The organism is Paenibacillus sp. CR_12, assembly GCF_041953985.1.
GTDB classification, from domain to species: Bacteria; Bacillota; Bacilli; order Paenibacillales; family Paenibacillaceae; genus Paenibacillus_AQ; species Paenibacillus_AQ lautus_A.
The window spans coordinates 249,250-268,412 of sequence record NZ_JAVFHO010000003.1 but is presented as its reverse complement, the minus strand read 5'-3'; the positions used below and the strand labels follow the sequence as shown (position 1 = coordinate 268,412).

Sequence of the window (19,163 nt, the reverse complement as noted above, 5' to 3'; positions counted from 1 at the left end):
CTCAAGTGATTTCACTTGAGCTTTTGTTATTCCCATGCAGCATAACCTATGAGGTGCTGCCGGTCACGCCGCTGCCGTTCTTCGTTAGGTTGTAGATAATGACCTCGCCGCTCCAGAAATGAAACTTGAGGATGACTTCTCCGTCTCTGACCTCGTTAAAAAAGACAGGTTTAAGCTTGATTTCATGGCTTGCGTAGGATGGGGAAAACGTGTATTCAAATTCCTTGAAGGAGGTCCAATCCTGCGGCCCTGCATTGCCTCCCGATGCGTAAACAGCCTCCATCGTGGCCAGCTGATCCCCGTTAAACGTCGCGGGAATGCTGAACGAATCAGTGGTTCCCTGCGTGCTGCGCAGCACAGGCGTATCATGATAAACAACCCTGAAGTTCCAGTCCGCGCCTCGGTTGAACTTGGCCGTCAGTACGGCATTCACTCCGAATTGTCCGGATGAAGTCAGCCTGGACAGAAGGCTGGATGTAAACGTAATCGTATTTCCGTTCAGCGTGTAATCCTGCCCGGCGACTAACCGCTGTCCGTTTGAGCGGATTTCGGCCAATGCGTTGCCGTTCAAGTTCAATGGGATGCTGTGATCCTGGACCGCCGCTCCTTTTTTCACAAAAATCAGATCGGTATCAGCCGTGGAAGAACGCCCGCTCCAACCAGCCTTCATGATATTGTACAGCTCCGGATCGGACCAGGTGAAGGCGGTTCGCTTAAAGTGCTGGCCGTTGTCCCATAACATATGGGTAATGTTCTTCTGTTGAGATAATGGGTCAGATATTCGAAGAACTTCAGTTTCTCGCCCTGCTCAATGACCCCTGTGCTTTGATCGAAGCCAAGCAGCCCGTATTCGCCAAGGATAACGGGAATCCCTCTAGCGATAAAGGTGTCATATACATGGTTGAACGTCTGATCGATATCGTTTCGGGTATCCGTCTCAAAACGGGTATACCCCGCGATGTTCACGCTGAACGGCCAAAATCCATAATAATGGACGGTGGCGATGAGATTGGCATCATTCAGCTTGGTCATGGTGTTGTACAGCTCGTTCATTCTAGCTTGAGTCGGAGATGCCTCAAGGGTAGAGAGCACAAGCGGCCGGGTCGCGTTGCGTGCTCCAGATCCACGGACGATCCGATGGAACGACGTTTGAAGCTCATCCAGCATCTGAAAGGCTTTGGACTCGTCGGTGGTCCCGCCATCCGAGAAGCGGGGTTCATTGACGCTTTCAAACATCAGCTTGTTCGAATGGTTACGGAAGCGCTGGGCAACTTGAGTCCATACGGCGTTGTACTTGGCAACGACTTCGTTGCGGTTGTTCTCCATATGGCTGATCCACAGCCACGAATCGTGATGGACATTGATCATGACGTACAGATCGGCGTCCAGAGCCCAATCGACAACCTCCTCGACCCGGTCCATGTAAGAGGCGTCGATGGCATAACTCGGTGCACTGCCGATGTGATGGTTCCAGGTTACCGGAATGCGGATGCTCTTATATCCCTGTGCCGCAATTTGGTCGATCAGCGCTTTGGTGATGCGCGGATTTCCCCATGCCGTCTCGTCAGCTCCCACGGCATCCAGCGAATTGCCCAGGTTCCAGCCGGGCTGCATATCATTGACGTAGGCTTGGAGATTTTTCTTTGGATGCTTTGGATGTTCGTGTTTCGCTGCGGATGCGTATGAAGGGAACAATGAGATGACCAGAGAAACGACGAGAGCCAAGGAACAGATGGATTTCTTATTGAGGTTTATCATTAGCATCTCCTTTGTCATGAAGTTGTGAAGCGGTATTTTCACTAGATTCATTCAATCACCGTTATCCGTTGTTGAGGACCTAGCTGCAACATTGGCTATTCAGGTTAGGATTCACCTCCAAACGATATTTTTGAAAGCGCTTTCTAATAATAAATTATCATATTTTTCCATGGGGAAGTACCCGGATAATTCATCTTAAAATCATGTGGAAATTAGTTATGAGATGCAAGGAGTTTTGAAAATGGGGGCTTGATGAGTGAAGGGTATAAAAAGCTGTTGCTTCTGTCAAATTGACAGAAGCAACAGCTTTTCTTGGGACTAAGCATTTTGAAGTCTATACCGCTAATTGCATTTTAAGGAGTTGTAGTTTTCAAAACTAAGGTATTAGAAGGTTTAGAGAGCACATGGGTTTGATCTTTTAATACAGATATGACATAGACGGCGTATTTTGTATTTATTTCAATATTCTTATTAAAAGAATCTGTGGTTGGGATACTGATTGGAATTACGATATTTTTCCCGGTTTTATCTATTGGTGTTTTTGTAACTTCTTTGTCAGCAGCATCTTTTGATTTTTGTAGATCGAAGGTTTTCATTTCTGCTTCTGGCACAAAGAACAGTCGATAATGATCGATATTAGACTCATTGATCGCTTTGTTGAATTCAACTTGAAGCTTCCCGTCTTTATTCAAACTGGCTTTAACGGCCGAAGCTTGTAATGGGACCGGGATAGTAAAATTCTCGGATGGTCGAGATAAGCCATTAGGGTTTTGGGTTGCTCCATTCGCTACCACGAGAATGTAAACTTTATATTCCTTACCCTCCGAAATGGCATCATCGTTTACGTCTTTCAAATTGGTTAAATTTTGCACTATTTCGCCTACTTTAGGCTTAACTGCAGTGTAAAGATTGCTATCCTTTATTCCTTCTGCTCCTTTTATTTCCAAGGTTTTATCCGAAGGAACAACCATAATCCGATATTCAATAATCCCTGTAGTTGTTCCCGTGAACTTGACGGCAACATCACTGGCATTACCATTTCCGCTTACAATTTCTGCTTTCACAGTGGAGGGAATCTCCAGAACTGTTTTGTTTTCCAATGTTACTGAATTGGAAGCTTTTGAGAGCGTGTTTTTAATATTCTTATTGTTGCTAACAGATAAAACAAATACACGGTATGATTGTTGATTAGCAATTTGTTTTCCGAATGCATCTAGGGTACCGTCTATAAGATTGCCATCATAGTTAGCACCAGGGAAGACGGTAAAGTAGCTTTCTGCTGGGAGTCCATTAGCAATATCTAGATTGAATTTGCTCAAGTCTGATTCATTTACAACGATTATTCGGTATTCACTAATGTTTTGTTCGTTTGCAGATTTAGTGAAGGATACTTTCAGGTCACTAGCGTTGCCTTCATCACCAGCATCTTTCACTCGAACATTATTTGCTTCTCCTACCTGACTTACTCCTTGCAACTTGATTTCGTCGGATGGAGCGGAAAGAGCATCGCTGTAACTGGAGGATCTATTGCTTACCGATAAGACATACACGCGATAGCCTTGATCATTCCGAACCAGCTCACCGTCTGTGTCTCGAGCATTAGCACCTAAATTTTGACTATAACTGTTCGCTTTATATATTTGAGTGTAATAATTGTTTGATTGTGCTTGGGATACTGTTAGATTCTTGGATGATTTGACTACAAGAATACGATAGTGATCAATAGTGCCTTCTCCATTTGCAGGAGAGAAGGTTACTTTCAGATCACTTCCGTTGCCTTCATTGCCGACATCCGCTGCCGCAACGTTTGTAGCCTTACCAACTTCAGTCACGCCTTGAATCGTAACCGCATTAGAGACCGCCGAAAGCGCGTTGCTGTAATTCGAATAGCTGTTGCCTACAGACAAGACATACACGCGGTAGCTTGAACCTCTTTGAATGAGGGCTCCATCGCTATCCTTGGTCGTGTTAACCAAATCCCGAGTGATGGTACCGCCGGTTTTGTTAACCAACGTGTAATACCCATTGCTGTAAGCTTGCGACACGTTCAGGCTTTGGTTTGACTTTACGACAATCACCCGGTAATGGTCGATGTAGCTTTCGCCATAAGCAGGACTGAAGGTGACTCTCAGGTCGCTTCCGTTTCCGTTATTGCCGTTTAGCGTCAGGGACGGCGTGGAAACAGGGTTAACGTTCTGATTGGCGTTCCCAAGCGTAATGGAAGCATAGTCAGATAATGCATTGTTACTGGTCGAATATCCTACGGACAGGACATAAACGCGATAGCTGACGCCATTGCGAATCAGTTCTCCGTCAATATCGCGGCTGCCTGAATTCAGCACCTGCGACATGTAGTTGCTGCTGCTGTTGTTCTTGCTGATTTGCGTATAATAATAGCTGCTTAAATTGGTTGCCCTGTACAGATCAAAATAACTATTCGATGATTTAACAACGAAGACCTGATAATGGCTAATATTCGATTGATCGGACGGGCGATAGAATGACACCTGCAGGTCGCGACCGTCATTGTAGTTGTTCACGTCGGTGACGGACAGGCTGGTAACCGCGCCCACATTGTAGCTGGAACTCAAGATGATGGAGCTTGATGGAGCGGACAGCACGTTGTTATTGGCGTTATTGTTGTCCACCGCCATGACGAATACGCGATAGTACACGCCGTTGCGAATCGTTGCTCCATCCACGTCTCTGGCGCCCGATGACAGCGTCAGGTTCGTGATGTTATTGCCGGTTTTGTTGACATGGGTATAGTAGTTGTAGCTGGAAGCCGTGTTGGCTCTGCTTAGGTTAAAGCTGCTATAATTGCTGTCCTTTACGACAAACACGCGATAAGAATGAATGCTGGATTCGTTGGACACCTTGTTGAAGCTTACGCGAAGATCGCGGCCATCACCGGCATCGCCGATATCCGTTACCTGCGTGATGAAAGGAACCGTTGTATTCCCCGTGCTGAGGGTGATGCTGGCCGAACCGGACGAGAGGTTGCTTGCAAGCACGCTCTCGTTGCTGCTGACAGACTGAACGAATGCGGTGTAAGCGACTCCGCTGCGAATGAGCTCGCCTGAAGTATCGCGGGCGGAAGAACTCAGCGTCGTGGACAGCGTTGTATTCGTCGTACTGGATTTGCTCACCGTCGTATAATTCTGGCTAGCTACAGACTTAGCTGCTGCCAAGTTGAAGTTAGCTGCATCCTTCGTTTTTACGACAAACACGCGGTAGTTGCTTACATTGCTCTCGTTTTGGGCGCGCGTAAAGCTGACCTGAAGATCACGGCCATCGCCGTAGTCGCTCACATCGCTCGCTTTTACGTTGGTTGCGCCGTTCACCGAATTGGTGTTGGTCAGCGTCAACGACGGGGAAGCCGAGGAAAGGGCATACGTTCCGCCTGTTTTGCTGACTGCCAATACATAAGCCTTATAAGCCTGGTTATCGCGGATAAGGTCACCGTCCACATCCTTTGAGCCGGATGTAAGGGTCAGCGTCGGATCCGAGCCGGATGGATATACCGTGGCGTAAGCAGCGGAGGATACGCGCTGTGCCTCGGTTTGGTTTAACGTCTTGGACTGCTTCACAATCATGACGCGGTAATGCGAGATTAAAGGTTCGGTCGACGATTTGGAGAAGCTGACCTGCAGATCGCGGCCGTCTCCGGCATTGCCGATATCCCGAAGGGTTACGTAATTCACCGGTGCGATCCCGGTATTGTTCCCGCCGGAATTGTTCGTCGTGGTGACGGTAACGGTTTTCGTTTTGGAATTCCAGCCGATTTTTTGGCCAAGGGCTTCGCTTACGAAGCGGACCGGCACCATGGTGTTGCCTTTTAAGTTCTTCGCCGGTACATCCAGCGCCACCGTCTTGTTATTGATGGTGGCCGTCTTGGAGTTGATTTTTAGGATGACGGTCGTGCCATCCTTGACCGCCGTGACGGTTTTCGTTTTTTGATTCCATTTGACCGATGCATCCAAGGCTTCGAAGATGGATCGCATCGGAAGCATGACGCGTCCCTGGATCATGACAGGCGCTTGAGGCGTATACAGCTTGACGCCGTCAATCAAGACGCTGATGTTCACTGCCGCCTGGGCCTGCGATTGGAATGTCATGGGAATTAACAGTATAGCTGCTAGCAAGGCAGTCCATATTCTTTTCACACACTCAACCTCCTGAATTTGCTTTGTTATTATTTTCCTCTACAATATGACGCATTCGTTCAGAATAAAGTTTCAACTATTACATCGGCATTCCGAAAATATTTTTTAGTACCAGATCATAAATAAGGGAAGAAACAGTGCATATTCGCCGTTTCTTCCCTCGTTATTGTTGATCAATATTGGGTAATGGGTTCGGTGCCGCCTGCGATCGACCGGGTTACCGCATCATAGATATTCGGCGGGTGCTCGGCGATTCGGTGGCACAAGTACAGGAACCACTCCTCGCCGTATGTCAGGTAGATTCGGACGGGGAAGCCTTCCTCCTTCAGTTGCTTGGCAAAGTCCGTTCGTATGCCATACAGCATTTCAATTTCGACGGCTGCGCCGCGATACACTTCGTTGCGGGTCATATGCCGCAGGATAGGTTCATCATGAGTGGCGACCGATACCGCCCTGCCTGCCTGAACGCATAAATCCACCATTTGAATATACCTAGTGGTAAGCGTCTCGGAACGAGGAATATACTGTCCCTCTTGTTCCTGATAGGCGCCTTTTACGATGCGGATCGTGCCGGAACCGTAGGTAAGAACTTGTTCGAGATCTTCCAGGGTTCGGGGGAGCTGGGCTTGCAGCGTGATGCCGACATTCGCGAACCGGGCCGATATTTTGCGATGCAGCGCAAGGATGGCATCCGTTTTGGCGGACTCCTCCATGCTGATGACCAGCTCCAAATCGGCCGCCTCCGCTTGGCTGGCAAGCCCTTCAAGATGCCGGTAAGCCAAATTCTCGTCTACCGATAATCCGATATGGGACAGGTCGAGCGAAATACGGGTGCCCGGCCGGCCATTCGAGCAGGCTTCGATTAACCGGGAGAACTCCAGGAAAGCCTGCGTACATTCGGCTTCGGTCAGGGTGTTCTCCCCGATATATTCCAGCGAAGTCCGATAACCTCGTGCATCCAGTGCATCCCGGCAGAACAAACCTCGATCCAGCACGTCTCCCGCGACAAAACGCTCCGCTGCACGCAGCAGGATCGGATACCATTCGGCGGATTGCCGGACGTATTGTTTGAGCTGCAGGTTACGGGCAACTGACTTCAGAGCGTCGGCAAAAGCCTGTTCAGATAAAGAATCAGATAAAGAATCGTTCAAGTTAAACACCTCGCAACATTGGGATCTTCATGATTCTATCAGCGTCTGCGCGAGGCGATATTGTATAAAATTGCGGTTAGTTTAAGATGACGCTGCTTTCGCATACCGAAGAGGCGTTGTCCCCACGCACCCGGCAAAAGCTCTCGTGAAATGGCTCTGATCGTAAAACCCGGACTCGGCAGCAACGTCGGCGATGGTCTTCCCCTGTAACAGCTGCTCTTTCGCATAATTGATGCGCAATAAATTTTGGTAGGCATGCGGAGCAAGATGATAGGTTTCCGTAAACATCCGAATGAGGTGGAATTTGCTGATCCCGGATATGTCCTGCAGGGTATCGAGTGTAATGCGGTCTTTGTAATGATGATCCAAATACTTCTTCGCTCGAAGCATAGCCCGGGATTCATGCACATTGCCGCCAGGCACCGAGGCGCTTTCCTCCTGAAGCAGGCCGGTTTCCCGCATTAATGCCATCAGCATGGATTCAATCTCCAATGGAGTGGCTTTTTGCTGAAGCCCAATTCTGCAGGAATGAACCAGATTTCGGCAGCGATCGTTTTGATATTTCGGCAGCAGGATGGGCATATCGGATTGGGAGGGATGATAGCGGGCAGGCGCAGGGTCGAGCCACCGGGGATGGATAAAAACCATCGTGTATTTCCAGTCGGCGGGATTCTCGGGATGGCAAGCATGAGGGAGCAGCGGCGGGAAATGCACAATATGTCCCTGAGCAGCCTCATACCGTTTCCCGGCAGACCATATGCGGGTAGCCCCTTGCTCAATGAGACCAATGGAGATTTCTTCGTGAAAATGCTTTTTATAGGCCAGATGATCCAAAGCATCGCATTGTTTGATTTCCAAAAACGGCAGAGCAGGGTCGCGCAAAAATATAATATCGGGCATTTTCGTCACTCCTCCTTTTTGACTGGGGCATTCCCGTATTACCGTGTTAAAACCGGACATCAATAGCTACATTATAAAGAAGGCGTTATGTTTGTTCAAAGACGGCGTGAGCCTATTATATAACTTTACGGAAATATAACTGTATAGTAATATAATAAACATGTTGAACGACAACCTTTTTGAAGTATTGGCAGAGCCGAACCGCAGGACGATATTGGACTACCTGCGCGTGAAAGAGTGTACGGTGGGGGAGATTGTAGATCTCATGCAGCTCAGCCAACCCGGCGTGTCCAAACATCTGCGCATTTTGCGGGACGCTGGCCTTGTCTCGCTGCGGAAAGAAGCACAGAGGCATGTGTACAGCCTGAATGCCAAGCCTCTGGAGGAGATCCACGACTGGCTGGAGCCCTATCGGCAGTTCTGGACGAACAAGCTGGATGATCTGGAGAGGCTGCTGGATGAGGATGAAGCTCCGTAATCTTCCTAAGGCCGCCGGATTGGATGATCCATTTTTGAATCAAACATTCCATGAGGAGGATGAGTGATGCTGGCTGTTGTACGGCAAGACGAGTTCGGAACGACCGTCCGATTTGAACGCCGCCTGAAGCATTCGGTTGAGAAGGTGTGGTCCTATCTGACGGATAATGACAAGCTGAAGCAGTGGTTTTCGGAGCTGAAGGTGGAGGATTTGCGCCAAGGCGGAAGAATTACCTTTGACATGCAGGACGGAACGTTCGAGGAGTTTGAGATTACGGACTATCGGGAGTTATCGGTACTGGAGTATACGTGGGGAGAGGACCGGGTGCGTTTTGAGCTGCATCCCGAGGCCGAAGGCTGCCGTCTGGTGTTGATCGAGACGATAACGAACATCACGGATCATACGCCGAAGGATATTGCCGGTTGGGACGTATGCCTGGACGTCATTGAGGCACTGCTGGATGGCAGGACGCTTGAATCGCGCAAAGACGCCTGGTCCGAAAAATACGAGCAATACGTTCACGTATTTGAACAATTGCCCCGAGCATAAATTTTGCTCCTTCCCAGCATGCAAACATGCGGGGTTGGAGCTTTTTTTATTGGAAGGAGGGTGAATTCCATCTATAATCGGATGAGGGATATATTCCCATATGGAATACGTCTGGGTGGAGGGATCAAAATGCCGGATTACAAGGTAAACATCTTGCAGCTTAGAGAAGATAACTATCATAACGGGCTTAAGCTGGGCCGCAGCCTGCGAAATCAGCCCATATTGAAAGCTTTCGAAGCGGCCACCAAACCGGAGATCGACACGGAACAGTTGAAGAGCATCTATAACGAGTTTGCCCCGCAGCTGCTAACGGAGCTTGAAGGACTGGCGGAAGGTTTGGAAATGTCCTTTCCCAAAGCCGCGGCGCTTTTGGGCGGATACGACGTCCCGAAAATCGCGGCCATGGGCTGCTCGGCGATGATCACGGCCTCGTATTACGTAAGAAATTACGATTTTACGCCTGCGTTTTACGATGGTTATTTTACTGTGGCTCAAGCCGATCAAGGCCTGGCAACCGCGGGCTATAATTTGCAGGCCATAGGCAGGCATGACGGGGTGAATGAGCAAGGGCTTGCCGCCGGGCTGCATTTTGTCAGCTTTGACGGATACGAGGCGGGACTGTCGCCTTGGGTCGGCGTTCGGATGATACTGGAATCGTGCAGTACGGCAGAAGAAGCGTCTTATATGCTGCGCCATATTCCCCATGCGGCTTGTTATAACTTTTCAATAGGAGATGCACGGGGCAACATGGCCGTTGTCGAGGCAAGCCCGGACCAAGTGATTTCCCGTGCGGGCGGGGAGGCGGCAATTGCCTGCGTTAACCATTATGAGGCGTTGACGGGCAAAAACAGGCCTGCCATCGAGCATTCCCTGCGGCGTAAACGTTACCTCGACAGCCTGGATGCGGAACGGTTAACCCAAACCGAGGCTTTCGGTTTGTTTAAGGATCCAAAGTCCCCGTTGTTTTTTACGGATTACGACGATTTGTTCGGAACGCTGCATACCTTTTCGTACGCCTTCGAAGATGGAAGGGTCATGACCTCGCTTGCTCAGGGCGGCGTGCTTGATTTTTCGTTCAGGGAGTGGATCCGGGGACAAGATATCCCCGAAGCGGCGTTGACGGGACATATCGATGGATATGAGGACGGACAGCGTGTTTAAAGCTCGGGCAGCAGGATTGCGCTTGGGTGCAATCGCGGCATTGTTAGTCCTCCTGCTGCTTTGTGCCGGAAAAGCCGATGAGGATATTACGCTTCAGAACGAGATCAACATTCCTTTTTTATATCGATTGCTAATGTCGTATGCCCCGGATTCATATACAGTAGAAAGCCAATACGGCAAACCGGATATCGTAAGAAAAGAACGGGACTATACGTATGAAATTCACGAAATGGCGGATGGCAGCAAGCTGGTTTCGTTCTTTTATCCCAGAGGTGGACATCTCACGGATCAATGGCGGCTTAGCCGCCTCCCGGAGCGGAGCGAGTTTGAAGCTTTGGTTCCAGGAGAAGCCCTTGCTCAAGAAGTCAAACGGATCGATCCCTATTTTAAGCTCATGACCGACGCGAGCCATGAGACGGGAACCAGCGAGCATCGTCTCCGAGATACCGGATTGGCCACGATTCAATACAAGCACGCAGGGGGCAGATGGATCGTGGATTCGATCGAGTACACGGCTCAGGACCCTTCCGGTTTCGTAACGAAGCTTCGTGCGGAGGACCGGGCAATCTTCTGGAAATCATAGGATGTTTATCATGGCTTTATTATGAGCGCTTCTTCCGGGTGAAGGAGCGTTTTTTGTGCCGTTCGTGCATGCCGAATTTGGAACATTCTGTGACTTAGCCGTCTGGGGCGGTTCAGCGTTTTCATTGGCGGATTTGTTTATGCTACACTGATTTTAAGGATGGATTCACGGATCAGGACAAGCCAAACAAGTGAATCTAACAACGAAGAACACGCAAATAGAATAGTCCGCTGCACAGGTTTAGGCAGACGCCGTATCCGTATAGACATTGACCATCTGCAGCTGACGCGCTTATAGACCGCTTGGGTTACCTAATTTTCTACATAACGTTCCAGGCCGATAAGGCAACGATGAGTTGGGAGTGGAGTGACATGGCTTTTGTGAGCATTAAGGATGGATATAAGCGCTATCGGATGGGCGAGACCACCATTGTAGCCAACGACGGAATCAACCTGGAGATCGAAAAGGGCGAGTTCGCGATTATCGTCGGTCCCAGCGGGGCAGGAAAATCCACGGTGCTGAACATATTGGGCGGCATGGACACCGCCGATGAGGGGCAAGTGCTGGTGGATGGAACGGACATAGCAAAGTTCAACAGCAAGGAGCTGACGGGATATCGGCGCAATGACGTCGGATTTGTGTTCCAATTTTACAACCTGGTTCCCAATCTGACGACAAAAGAAAACGTGGAATTAGCCTCGCAGATTTCGCCCCGAGCTCTGGATGCCGAGCAAGTGCTGCGGGATGTCGGCCTGGAGCAGCGCCTGAACAATTTTCCGGCACAGCTGTCCGGCGGCGAACAGCAGCGGGTGGCGATTGCCAGGGCGCTTGCCAAGCAGCCGAAGCTGCTTCTCTGCGATGAACCCACGGGTGCGCTTGATTACCATACCGGGAAGCAGGTGCTCAAGCTGCTCCAGGATACCTGCCGCCACACGGGAACGACCGTTATCGTCATTACGCATAATTCTGCCCTGGCACCGATGGCCGATCGAATCATCGAGATCAACAATGCCAAGGTTCGGAAGACGGTGGTGAATCCGAATCCCGTTTCCGTAGACAGCATTGAGTGGTAGGGAGACATCGATGATGAAGAAGAAAGCGTTATGGACTGATATTTTCCGGGAAATATCGCGGACAAAGGCACGGTTTCTGTCCATTTTTGCGATTATTATGCTCGGCGTTGGCTTTTTCGCGGGGATCAAGGCCACCGGGCCTGATATGCTGGATACGGCGGATCACTACTATAAGGATTTAAAACTGATGGACCTTAAGGTTCAATCGACCTTGGGTCTCGAACCAAGCGATATTGAAAAGCTGAAACGGGTTGCCGGCGTGGATGCGGTTCAACCGGGCTACGGCGCGGACGTATTTCTCGGCGACAGCGGGCGGATCGCGAAGGTGCTCTCCTATGACCCAGGTAATAATCTGAATCAATATGTGCTTACAGAGGGTCGAATGCCAGAGGCAGCAGGCGAAATCGTCATCGATGCAGGAGAGAGAGGAAACGAATTTAAAATAGGGGATCAGGTCACCTTTACCAATCCGGATCAGGAAGTGGATTTGGGGGAAACGTTTGATCATCTGACGTATACAGTCGTTGGAAGAGCGAAAAGCCCGCTGTTCATAAGCAGCATGAGCCGGGGAACGAGCGGTATCGGCAAAGGAACGGCGGATGTATTTGCCGTTATTCCGGAGAAGGATTTTAAACTGCCTGTTTATACGGAAGTCTACTTGACCTTTCATGACACGGCGGAACCTGCTCCTTATACAGCCGAGTATGACGAGAAAATCAGCCGGCACAAAGAAGCAGTTGAACTGGCGCTGGAGGCCATGCCGCAGGAGCGGCTGGCGGAAATCCGTGCAGAAGGTCAGAAGAAGCTGGACGAGGCGACGCACAAAATCGAGGATGCCAAGAGGCAGCTTGCCGATGCGGAGCAGGAGTTAACGGATGCGAGGCTCAAGCTGAATGAAGGCGAGCAAGCGTACCGCGATGGGGTGAACAAGCTTCAGGCCGAGCTGGCCCAAGGGCAGGCTAAACTCGATGCGGCGGAACAAGAACTTTCGCATGGCAGAGCGGAACTGAAACGCAATCAGCAGAAGCTGGAACAGGGCCGGAATCAGCTCAAGACGGGTCAGAGCCAATTGGATCAGCAAAAGGCGGAGCTTGCGCCGAAGCTGGCACAAGGACAGCAATTGGCGAAGGCGCTGCAGCAAATCTCCGGCTTGGACCCGGAGGTCATTCCTGACGAGCAGAGGCAAGAGCTGCTCTCGGCAGCTCAGTCAGCCGATCCGAAACTAGCGGTCGCCGTCGGCGGCTTCATGGACGGCGCATTGGACGGCGCTGCTTTGCGACAGGCGGCTTCCGCGTTCCAGCGTGGCCTGGGCGAGGCTTCGCTGCAGCTGGATCAGGCTGAGCAGAAGCTGGATGCAAGCGAAGCAGAGCTGAAGGACGGGCAGGCTAAGCTTCGGGAAGCCGAGCGTCAGCTCGCGCAGGGCGAGGCTTCGTTGAAGCAAGGAACCGAAGAGCTTGCAGCCGCCAGACGGGAGGGGGAAGCCAAGCTCGCGAATGCGAAAGCGGAGCTTGCCCAAGGACAGGCGGACTACCGGGAAGGTCAGGAGAAATTCAAAGAGGAAAAAGCAAAGGCTATGCGGGAGATCGCCGACGGCGAGAAGGAAGTGGCCGAGGGCCGGAAGGAGCTGGATCAGCTTGAGCTTCCCAAGGTCTATGTCATGGACCGCAGCGTCAACCCGGGATATACCGAGTACAGCGATAACGCGGACCGCTTATCTTCCATTGCGACCGCGTTCCCGGTTTTCTTTTTCCTGATCGCGGCCCTCGTCAGTCTGACGACGATGACCCGGATGGTTGAGGAGCAGCGGCTGCAGATCGGAACCCTGAAAGCCCTCGGTTACAGCAACCGGGACGTGATGAAAAAGTTTCTGGTCTATTCGACGCTGGCGAGCGTTGCCGCATCGGCTGCCGGACTGGCCGTCGGCTTTACCCTGTTTCCCGCCATCATCTATGATGCTTACGGCGCTTTGTATAATCTGCCCGATGTAAGAACCAGCTTCTATCTCAGCTATAGCATCGTCTCGGTTGTCGTGGCTGTGCTCTGTACCACCATGACGGCTTATGTGGCCGTGCGGGTGGAGCTTCGAAGCAACGCCTCGGTCCTGATGCGTCCAAGGGCGCCCAAAAACGGATCCCGCATATGGCTGGAGCGAGTGCCATGGGTGTGGAACCGGCTCGGCTTTATTGGAAAAGTAACCGCGCGAAATCTCTTCCGCTACAAGCAGCGGATGTTCATGACGGTCTGCGGCGTGGCCGGGTGCACGGCCCTCATTCTGACCGGTTTCGGTCTTAAGGACTCCATCGGGGATATCGCGCCGATGCAATACGGCAAAATCATGCAGCACCAGGCGACCGTGGTATTCCAAGAAGATAACGGCGAGAGCGGCGGGCTGGAGGACTATAACAAGCGCCTAGCGGGAGTTCCGGAGATTACGGGAATCCTGAACGTGACCCAGGAGGCGATGACCGCGGCGGCCCCCGGCGTGAACGGCCAGGATGTGAATTTGTTCGTGCCGCAATCGCCGGAGAAGATCGATTCGTTTATCGTGCTGAAGCCCCGCGAACAGGAGCAGACGCTGTCGCTGACGGATGACGGCGCGATCATTACCGAGAAGCTGGCCAAGCTGTTCGATCTCGGCATTGGCAGCACATTCACGGCTCAGAACAGCGATAATGAACCCTTTGAAATGCGCGTGGCGGGGATTACGGAGAACTATGCCTTGCACTACGTGTACATGACGCCGAAATACTACGAAGACATTTTTGACGCAGCGCCCGAAGCGAACAGCCAGCTGCTGACTTATGACCGTAAGGATCCGGGGTGGGAGGATCGGCTCGGGGAATCGCTAACCGCAAGCGAACGGGTCGCCATGGTGAGTTTCACGAGCGGCGTGAGCGACGCCTTCAGCGATACGATGGGCAGCATGAACGTCGTGGTGGTCGTCCTCATTGTGTCCGCTGCGGCCCTCGCATTTGTCGTGCTGTACAATCTGACGAATATCAACGTATCCGAACGGATACGCGAGCTGTCGACAATTAAGGTGCTTGGCTTCTACGACAAGGAAGTAACCATGTACATTTATCGCGAAAACATGATCCTGACCGTGCTCGGGATCATAGCGGGCAATCTGGCAGGCATATTCCTGCACCGCTTCGTGCTACTGACCGCAGAAGTGGATGCGATGATGTTCAGTCCCACCATCCATGAAATCAGTTATGGCTACGCGGCGCTGCTGACGCTACTGTTCTCGGCCATCGTCATGGCTTCCATGCATTACAAGCTGAAGCGGATCGACATGATCGAAGCGCTGAAGTCGTGGAATAACATATAGTTCGGCATGAGAGCCATTTTCGCGGGAGACGATCCTTGTGAACGGGCTCTCTTTTTCGCTGCCTGTTCATCCTGGTTTTTATGTTGCCGCCATGCGTGAAGAGGTATTGGAATGCGATTTCCGGCGATAATTTTCATCCGCCGGCAAGATCTAGGAGAAAATATATTATAATAGACATATCCAGCCATTGTACGAACTAATATTGCTACTACATGAAGACCTGTGGGTAAATGATGTAAGAAATAGGATAAGGGTCTTCGACACTCGGAGGAATGCATATGGGAATTGTCTTCTCGATCTTGAAAAAGTACCGCGTTGCAGCGATTGCGGCACTTGCCATGATGCTGATCGAGCTCACCGTCGAGCTGATTCAGCCGCTGCTTATCTCCAAAATCATCGACGACGGCATACAGAAGCAGGACATGTCCGTCGTATGGATGTGGGGAGCCGTTTTGACTGGAAGCGCTATTATAGCCTTCATCGCCGGGATATCCAGCTCTTTTTTTGCGGCGCATACGAGTCAGGGGCTCGGTTATGATCTTCGCGATCAATTGTATGACAAGGTGCAGTCTTTCTCTTATTCGATATTTAACCGGTTCGCCACTTCATCGTTGATTACCAGGCTTACGGGTGACGTCACCCAGATTCAGGACACGGTGTTCATGGGCTTGCGGTTCATGACGCGCGTTCCGCTGGTGGTGCTCGGCAGCATTATCATGGCACTGGTCGTGAATGTGAAGCTGGGCTTGCTGCTTGTGCTGACCGTGCCCGTATTGTTTATTTTCATCGCTTGGATCATGAAGCGGGCTGCCGATGCGTTCCGCAGCGTCCAGCAGCGGCTGGATGCGGTGAACGGCGTCATCCAGGAGAATCTGACCGGGATTCGATTGATCCGCGTATTCGTGCGCATGGGCCATGAAATTGAGCGCTTTGCCCGTACCTCCGGCAAGCTGATGAGCACCACCGTCTCGACCTTGCGATTAACGGAGACAACGATGCCGTTTATTCTCCTCGTCATGAACGCCGGGATCATGGCGGTCCTGTGGTTCGGCCGCAAAGATATTGCGTCCGGCAGTGCCAGCGTCGGCGAGGTGGTCGCCGTCGTCAACTATTCCCTGCGCTGCATCGGCGCCATGTCAGCCCTGTCTTGGGTCGTCGTTGCCTTTTCCCGCGGACGGGCTTCCGCCCAGCGTGCGCAGGAGGTGCTGGGCACGGAGGATATGGCGGCTGGCGCAAACAAGGACATAACCGGAAAAGTGGATATTCAGGGGGGCGTCAAATTCGAGCAAGTGAGCTTCAGTTATCCGGGCAGCGACATCGACGTCCTGACGGATATTTCCTTTGAAGCGAAGCCCGGTGAGCGCATCGCCATCATGGGAGCCACGGGTTCCGGCAAATCCTCGCTGGTCCAGCTGATTCCGCGGCTTTACGAGGAAGAGAAGGGGACCGTGCTCGTAGACGGCGTGGACGCCGCGTCGATCGATGAGGTGAACCTGCGCAGCAGCATCGGCTATGTGCCGCAGGAAGTGCTGCTCTTCTCCGGGACGGTGCGGGAGAATATTGCTTGGGGACGCGAGGATGCAACGATGGAAGAAATTCAGGAGGCGGCTCGCCGAGCTCAGATTCATGATACCATTGAGCATCTGCCTAACGGGTATGACACGATGCTGGGCCAGCGCGGGGTCAATTTGTCCGGCGGACAGAAGCAGCGCCTGTCGATTGCGCGGGCGCTCGTGCGAAAGCCCGCCATCCTCATTCTGGACGACAGCACCAGCGCTCTTGACGTCCGAACGGAAGGCGCCCTGCTGGATGCCCTCAAGGATTTATCCTGCACGACGTTTTTGATTACGCAGAAGATCAGCTCGACCACTTCTGCGGATTTGATTTTGCTGCTGGATGACGGGCGTTTGATCGGAAAAGGGAATCATGACGCTTTGATGAAAAGCTCCGCTCTGTATCGACGCATCTATGAATCCCAGTATGGAGAGGAGGCGCAGCATCATGCTCAAGGCATTCACTGAACCGTTTCGTCATCCGAAACCGAAGCTGGATCTTGACAAGAACAAGGATGGCGGCAGCCGTGGCGGCAAGCCGAAAGCCAAGGCGAAAAACTGGTCGGGCACCCTCTCCAGGATATGGACCTATCTTGCCCGGCGCAAAGGGAAACTCGCGCTCGTGCTGCTGATGGTGATGTTCAGCTCGGGCCTGGCGCTGCTGGGTCCCTATCTGCTCGGCGTCGGGGTGGACAAATTTCTGGATGATGTAAGAAATCCCGACAGCTCCATCGATTCCGCCTGGCTGTACTTTCTGGTTGGCCTGGCCGTCGTATATGTCCTCCAGGCCTTAACCACCTGGCTGCACAACGTCTGGATGATCGGCATCGCCCAAGAGACCGTGTACCGGATGCGGATGGATCTGTTCACGCATCTGCACCGGCTGCCGATTCCGTTCTACGGCAAGCGCCAGCAGGGCGAAATCATGAGCCGTCTGACGAATGACATCGAGAACGTGAGCTCGACGCTCAACAGCTCGGCCATTCAAATCTTCTCGAGCGTGCTGACCTTAATCGGCACGTTAACCGTCATGTTATGGCTTAGCCCGCTGCTTACGCTGCTGACGTTCCTGGTCGTGCCCCTGATGATGATGGGGATGCGCTGGATTACCCGCCGAACCGGCCCGCTGTTTAAAGAGCGTCAGCGCAATCTGGGGGATCTGAACGGTTACATTGAAGAAACGCTGTCCGGGCAGCGAATCATCAAGGCTTTTTCCCAGGAGGAACGGGTGGTCCGCGAATTCGATGAGCGCAATCAACGGATTCGTCTATCGGGCTTCTGGGCGCAGAGCATATCGGGCTTCATTCCGAAGCTGATGAACGGGCTCAACAATTTGAGCTTTGCGATCGTAGCAGGCATTGGCGGCATTCTGGCGATTCAGGGCCATATTACGATCGGCGTCATCATTATATTCGAAAGTTACGCGCGGCAGTTTACGAGACCGCTGAACGATCTGGCGAACCAATGGAATACGCTGCTCTCCGCCATTGCAGGTGCGGAACGCGTATTCGAAGTGCTGGACGAAGAGGTGGAAGCGAAGGATGAAGGAGCGGCTGTCACGCTGAAGAGCGTAGAGGGGGCGGTCAAGTTCGACAAAGTCTCGTTCTCTTACGATAAAGACGGGGACACCTTAGAAGGCATCAGCTTTGAAGCAAAGCCCGGCGAGATGATTGCGCTGGTCGGTCCGACCGGTGCGGGAAAAACCACCTTGATCCAGCTACTCTCCAGGTTCTACGATCCGGACAGCGGAAGCATTACCCTGGACGGCCGGGACATTTCTTCGATCCGCAGGGAAAGCCTGCGTTCGCAGATGGCTTTCGTGCTTCAGGATTCGTTCCTGTTTCAGGGCACCATCCGTGAGAATATCCGTTTCGGCCGGCTGGATGCGACCGACGAAGAAGTGGAGGAAGCCGCAAAATTGGCTAACGCCCACTCGTTCATCGTGCGCATGAAGGATGGTTACGACAAAATGCTCAAGCCTGACGGAAGCGGCATCAGCCAAGGGCAGAAGCAGCTGCTTGCGATCGCAAGGGCGATTCTGGCCAACCCCTCCATGCTGGTGCTGGATGAAGCGACAAGCAGCATCGATACCGTAACGGAGATCAAGATCCAGGAAGGGCTGCAGCGATTGATGAAAGGCAGGACGAGCTTCGTGATAGCCCATCGTCTGAATACCATCCGCTCCGCCGACCGCATCCTGGTGCTGAAAGACGGACGCCTGCTGGAGCAGGGCTCCCATGAGGAGCTGCTGAAGCAGGGAGGGTTCTACAGCGACTTATATCATGGACAGCTGAAGCGCGCCGCCATGTAATCTTAGAGTGGCACCATGAGGAAGAAGCGCATGTTCTTCTCTGCCCGCAGCCGCGTTTGGACGTATAAGGGTTACCAGGTATGGGCAGGCACCATAGTATCCACAGCATCGCCATCGCATTTAACAAATTAAAAGCATCAGGACATCAT

11 protein-coding genes and 1 pseudogene are annotated in these 19,163 nt (G+C 51.9%); 8 read left to right on the top strand and 4 right to left on the bottom strand.

Annotated features, from left to right (window positions below; all coding sequences use genetic code 11):
• Positions 1-46: 46 nt before the first annotated feature.
• The 4 genes and pseudogenes from RB297_RS13510 to RB297_RS13495 all read right to left on the bottom strand — a co-directional run bounded on the left by RB297_RS13510 (position 47) and on the right by RB297_RS13495 (position 7,975).
• A pseudogene (locus RB297_RS13510) lies at positions 47-1,758 on the bottom strand (cellulase family glycosylhydrolase).
• A 353-nt stretch (positions 1,759-2,111) separates the two neighbouring features.
• A complete protein-coding gene (locus RB297_RS13505) occupies positions 2,112-5,924 on the bottom strand; it encodes a stalk domain-containing protein (RefSeq protein WP_375120694.1) in 3,813 nt (1,270 codons plus the stop codon).
• A 173-nt stretch (positions 5,925-6,097) separates the two neighbouring features.
• Entirely contained in the window at positions 6,098-7,075 is a 978-nt protein-coding gene (locus RB297_RS13500) for a proline dehydrogenase family protein (RefSeq protein WP_375120693.1), read from the bottom strand.
• 81 nt (positions 7,076-7,156) lie between these two features.
• Positions 7,157-7,975: an AraC family transcriptional regulator gene (locus tag RB297_RS13495; protein WP_192569441.1), complete on the bottom strand. Its 819-nt coding sequence runs from the start codon at positions 7,973-7,975 to the stop codon at positions 7,157-7,159.
• A gap of 160 nt (positions 7,976-8,135) precedes the next feature.
• Here RB297_RS13495 and RB297_RS13490 point away from each other — a divergent pair, with 160 nt between their 5' ends.
• The 8 genes from RB297_RS13490 (at position 8,136) to RB297_RS13455 (ending at position 19,014) form a co-directional block, all read left to right on the top strand.
• Positions 8,136-8,453, top strand: a complete 318-nt coding sequence (locus tag RB297_RS13490; protein WP_015733844.1) for an ArsR/SmtB family transcription factor — start codon at positions 8,136-8,138, stop codon at positions 8,451-8,453.
• Positions 8,454-8,519: 66 nt separating this feature from the next.
• A complete protein-coding gene (locus tag RB297_RS13485; RefSeq protein ID WP_015733845.1) occupies positions 8,520-9,002 on the top strand; it encodes an SRPBCC family protein in 483 nt (160 codons plus the stop codon).
• A 129-nt stretch (positions 9,003-9,131) separates the two neighbouring features.
• Positions 9,132-10,163 carry a C45 family autoproteolytic acyltransferase/hydrolase gene (locus RB297_RS13480; RefSeq protein ID WP_375120692.1) on the top strand — a complete coding sequence of 344 codons (1,032 nt, stop codon included), beginning with the start codon at positions 9,132-9,134 and terminating at the stop codon, positions 10,161-10,163.
• Positions 10,156-10,746 carry a hypothetical protein gene (locus RB297_RS13475; protein ID WP_375120691.1) on the top strand — a complete coding sequence of 197 codons (591 nt, stop codon included), beginning with the start codon at positions 10,156-10,158 and terminating at the stop codon, positions 10,744-10,746. Before RB297_RS13480 ends, RB297_RS13475 begins: the two co-directional genes overlap by 8 nt.
• Positions 10,747-11,117: 371 nt before the next feature.
• Entirely contained in the window at positions 11,118-11,819 is a 702-nt protein-coding gene (locus RB297_RS13470) for an ABC transporter ATP-binding protein (protein ID WP_009591627.1), read from the top strand.
• Positions 11,820-11,829: 10 nt separating this feature from the next.
• Entirely contained in the window at positions 11,830-15,150 is a 3,321-nt protein-coding gene (locus RB297_RS13465) for an FtsX-like permease family protein (protein WP_375120690.1), read from the top strand.
• Positions 15,151-15,428: 278 nt separating this feature from the next.
• Positions 15,429-17,171 (top strand): ABC transporter ATP-binding protein, encoded by a 1,743-nt coding sequence (locus RB297_RS13460; protein WP_375120689.1) that lies wholly within the window; start codon positions 15,429-15,431, stop codon positions 17,169-17,171.
• Positions 17,152-19,014, top strand: coding sequence for an ABC transporter ATP-binding protein (locus RB297_RS13455; RefSeq protein ID WP_375120688.1), 1,863 nt, complete (start codon positions 17,152-17,154; stop codon positions 19,012-19,014). The genes RB297_RS13460 and RB297_RS13455 overlap by 20 nt, the downstream gene beginning before the upstream one ends.
• Positions 19,015-19,163 lie beyond the last annotated feature (149 nt).

Coding starts and splice junctions, on each gene's coding strand:
- RB297_RS13495 (WP_192569441.1), bottom strand. CDS start 7,975: ATGCCCGATATTATATTTTTGCGCGACCCTGCTCTGCCGTTTTTGGAA.
- RB297_RS13490 (WP_015733844.1), top strand. CDS start 8,136: ATGTTGAACGACAACCTTTTTGAAGTATTGGCAGAGCCGAACCGCAGG.
- RB297_RS13485 (WP_015733845.1), top strand. CDS start 8,520: ATGCTGGCTGTTGTACGGCAAGACGAGTTCGGAACGACCGTCCGATTT.
- RB297_RS13480 (WP_375120692.1), top strand. CDS start 9,132: ATGCCGGATTACAAGGTAAACATCTTGCAGCTTAGAGAAGATAACTAT.
- RB297_RS13470 (WP_009591627.1), top strand. CDS start 11,118: ATGGCTTTTGTGAGCATTAAGGATGGATATAAGCGCTATCGGATGGGC.
- RB297_RS13465 (WP_375120690.1), top strand. CDS start 11,830: ATGATGAAGAAGAAAGCGTTATGGACTGATATTTTCCGGGAAATATCG.
- RB297_RS13460 (WP_375120689.1), top strand. CDS start 15,429: ATGGGAATTGTCTTCTCGATCTTGAAAAAGTACCGCGTTGCAGCGATT.
- RB297_RS13455 (WP_375120688.1), top strand. CDS start 17,152: ATGCTCAAGGCATTCACTGAACCGTTTCGTCATCCGAAACCGAAGCTG.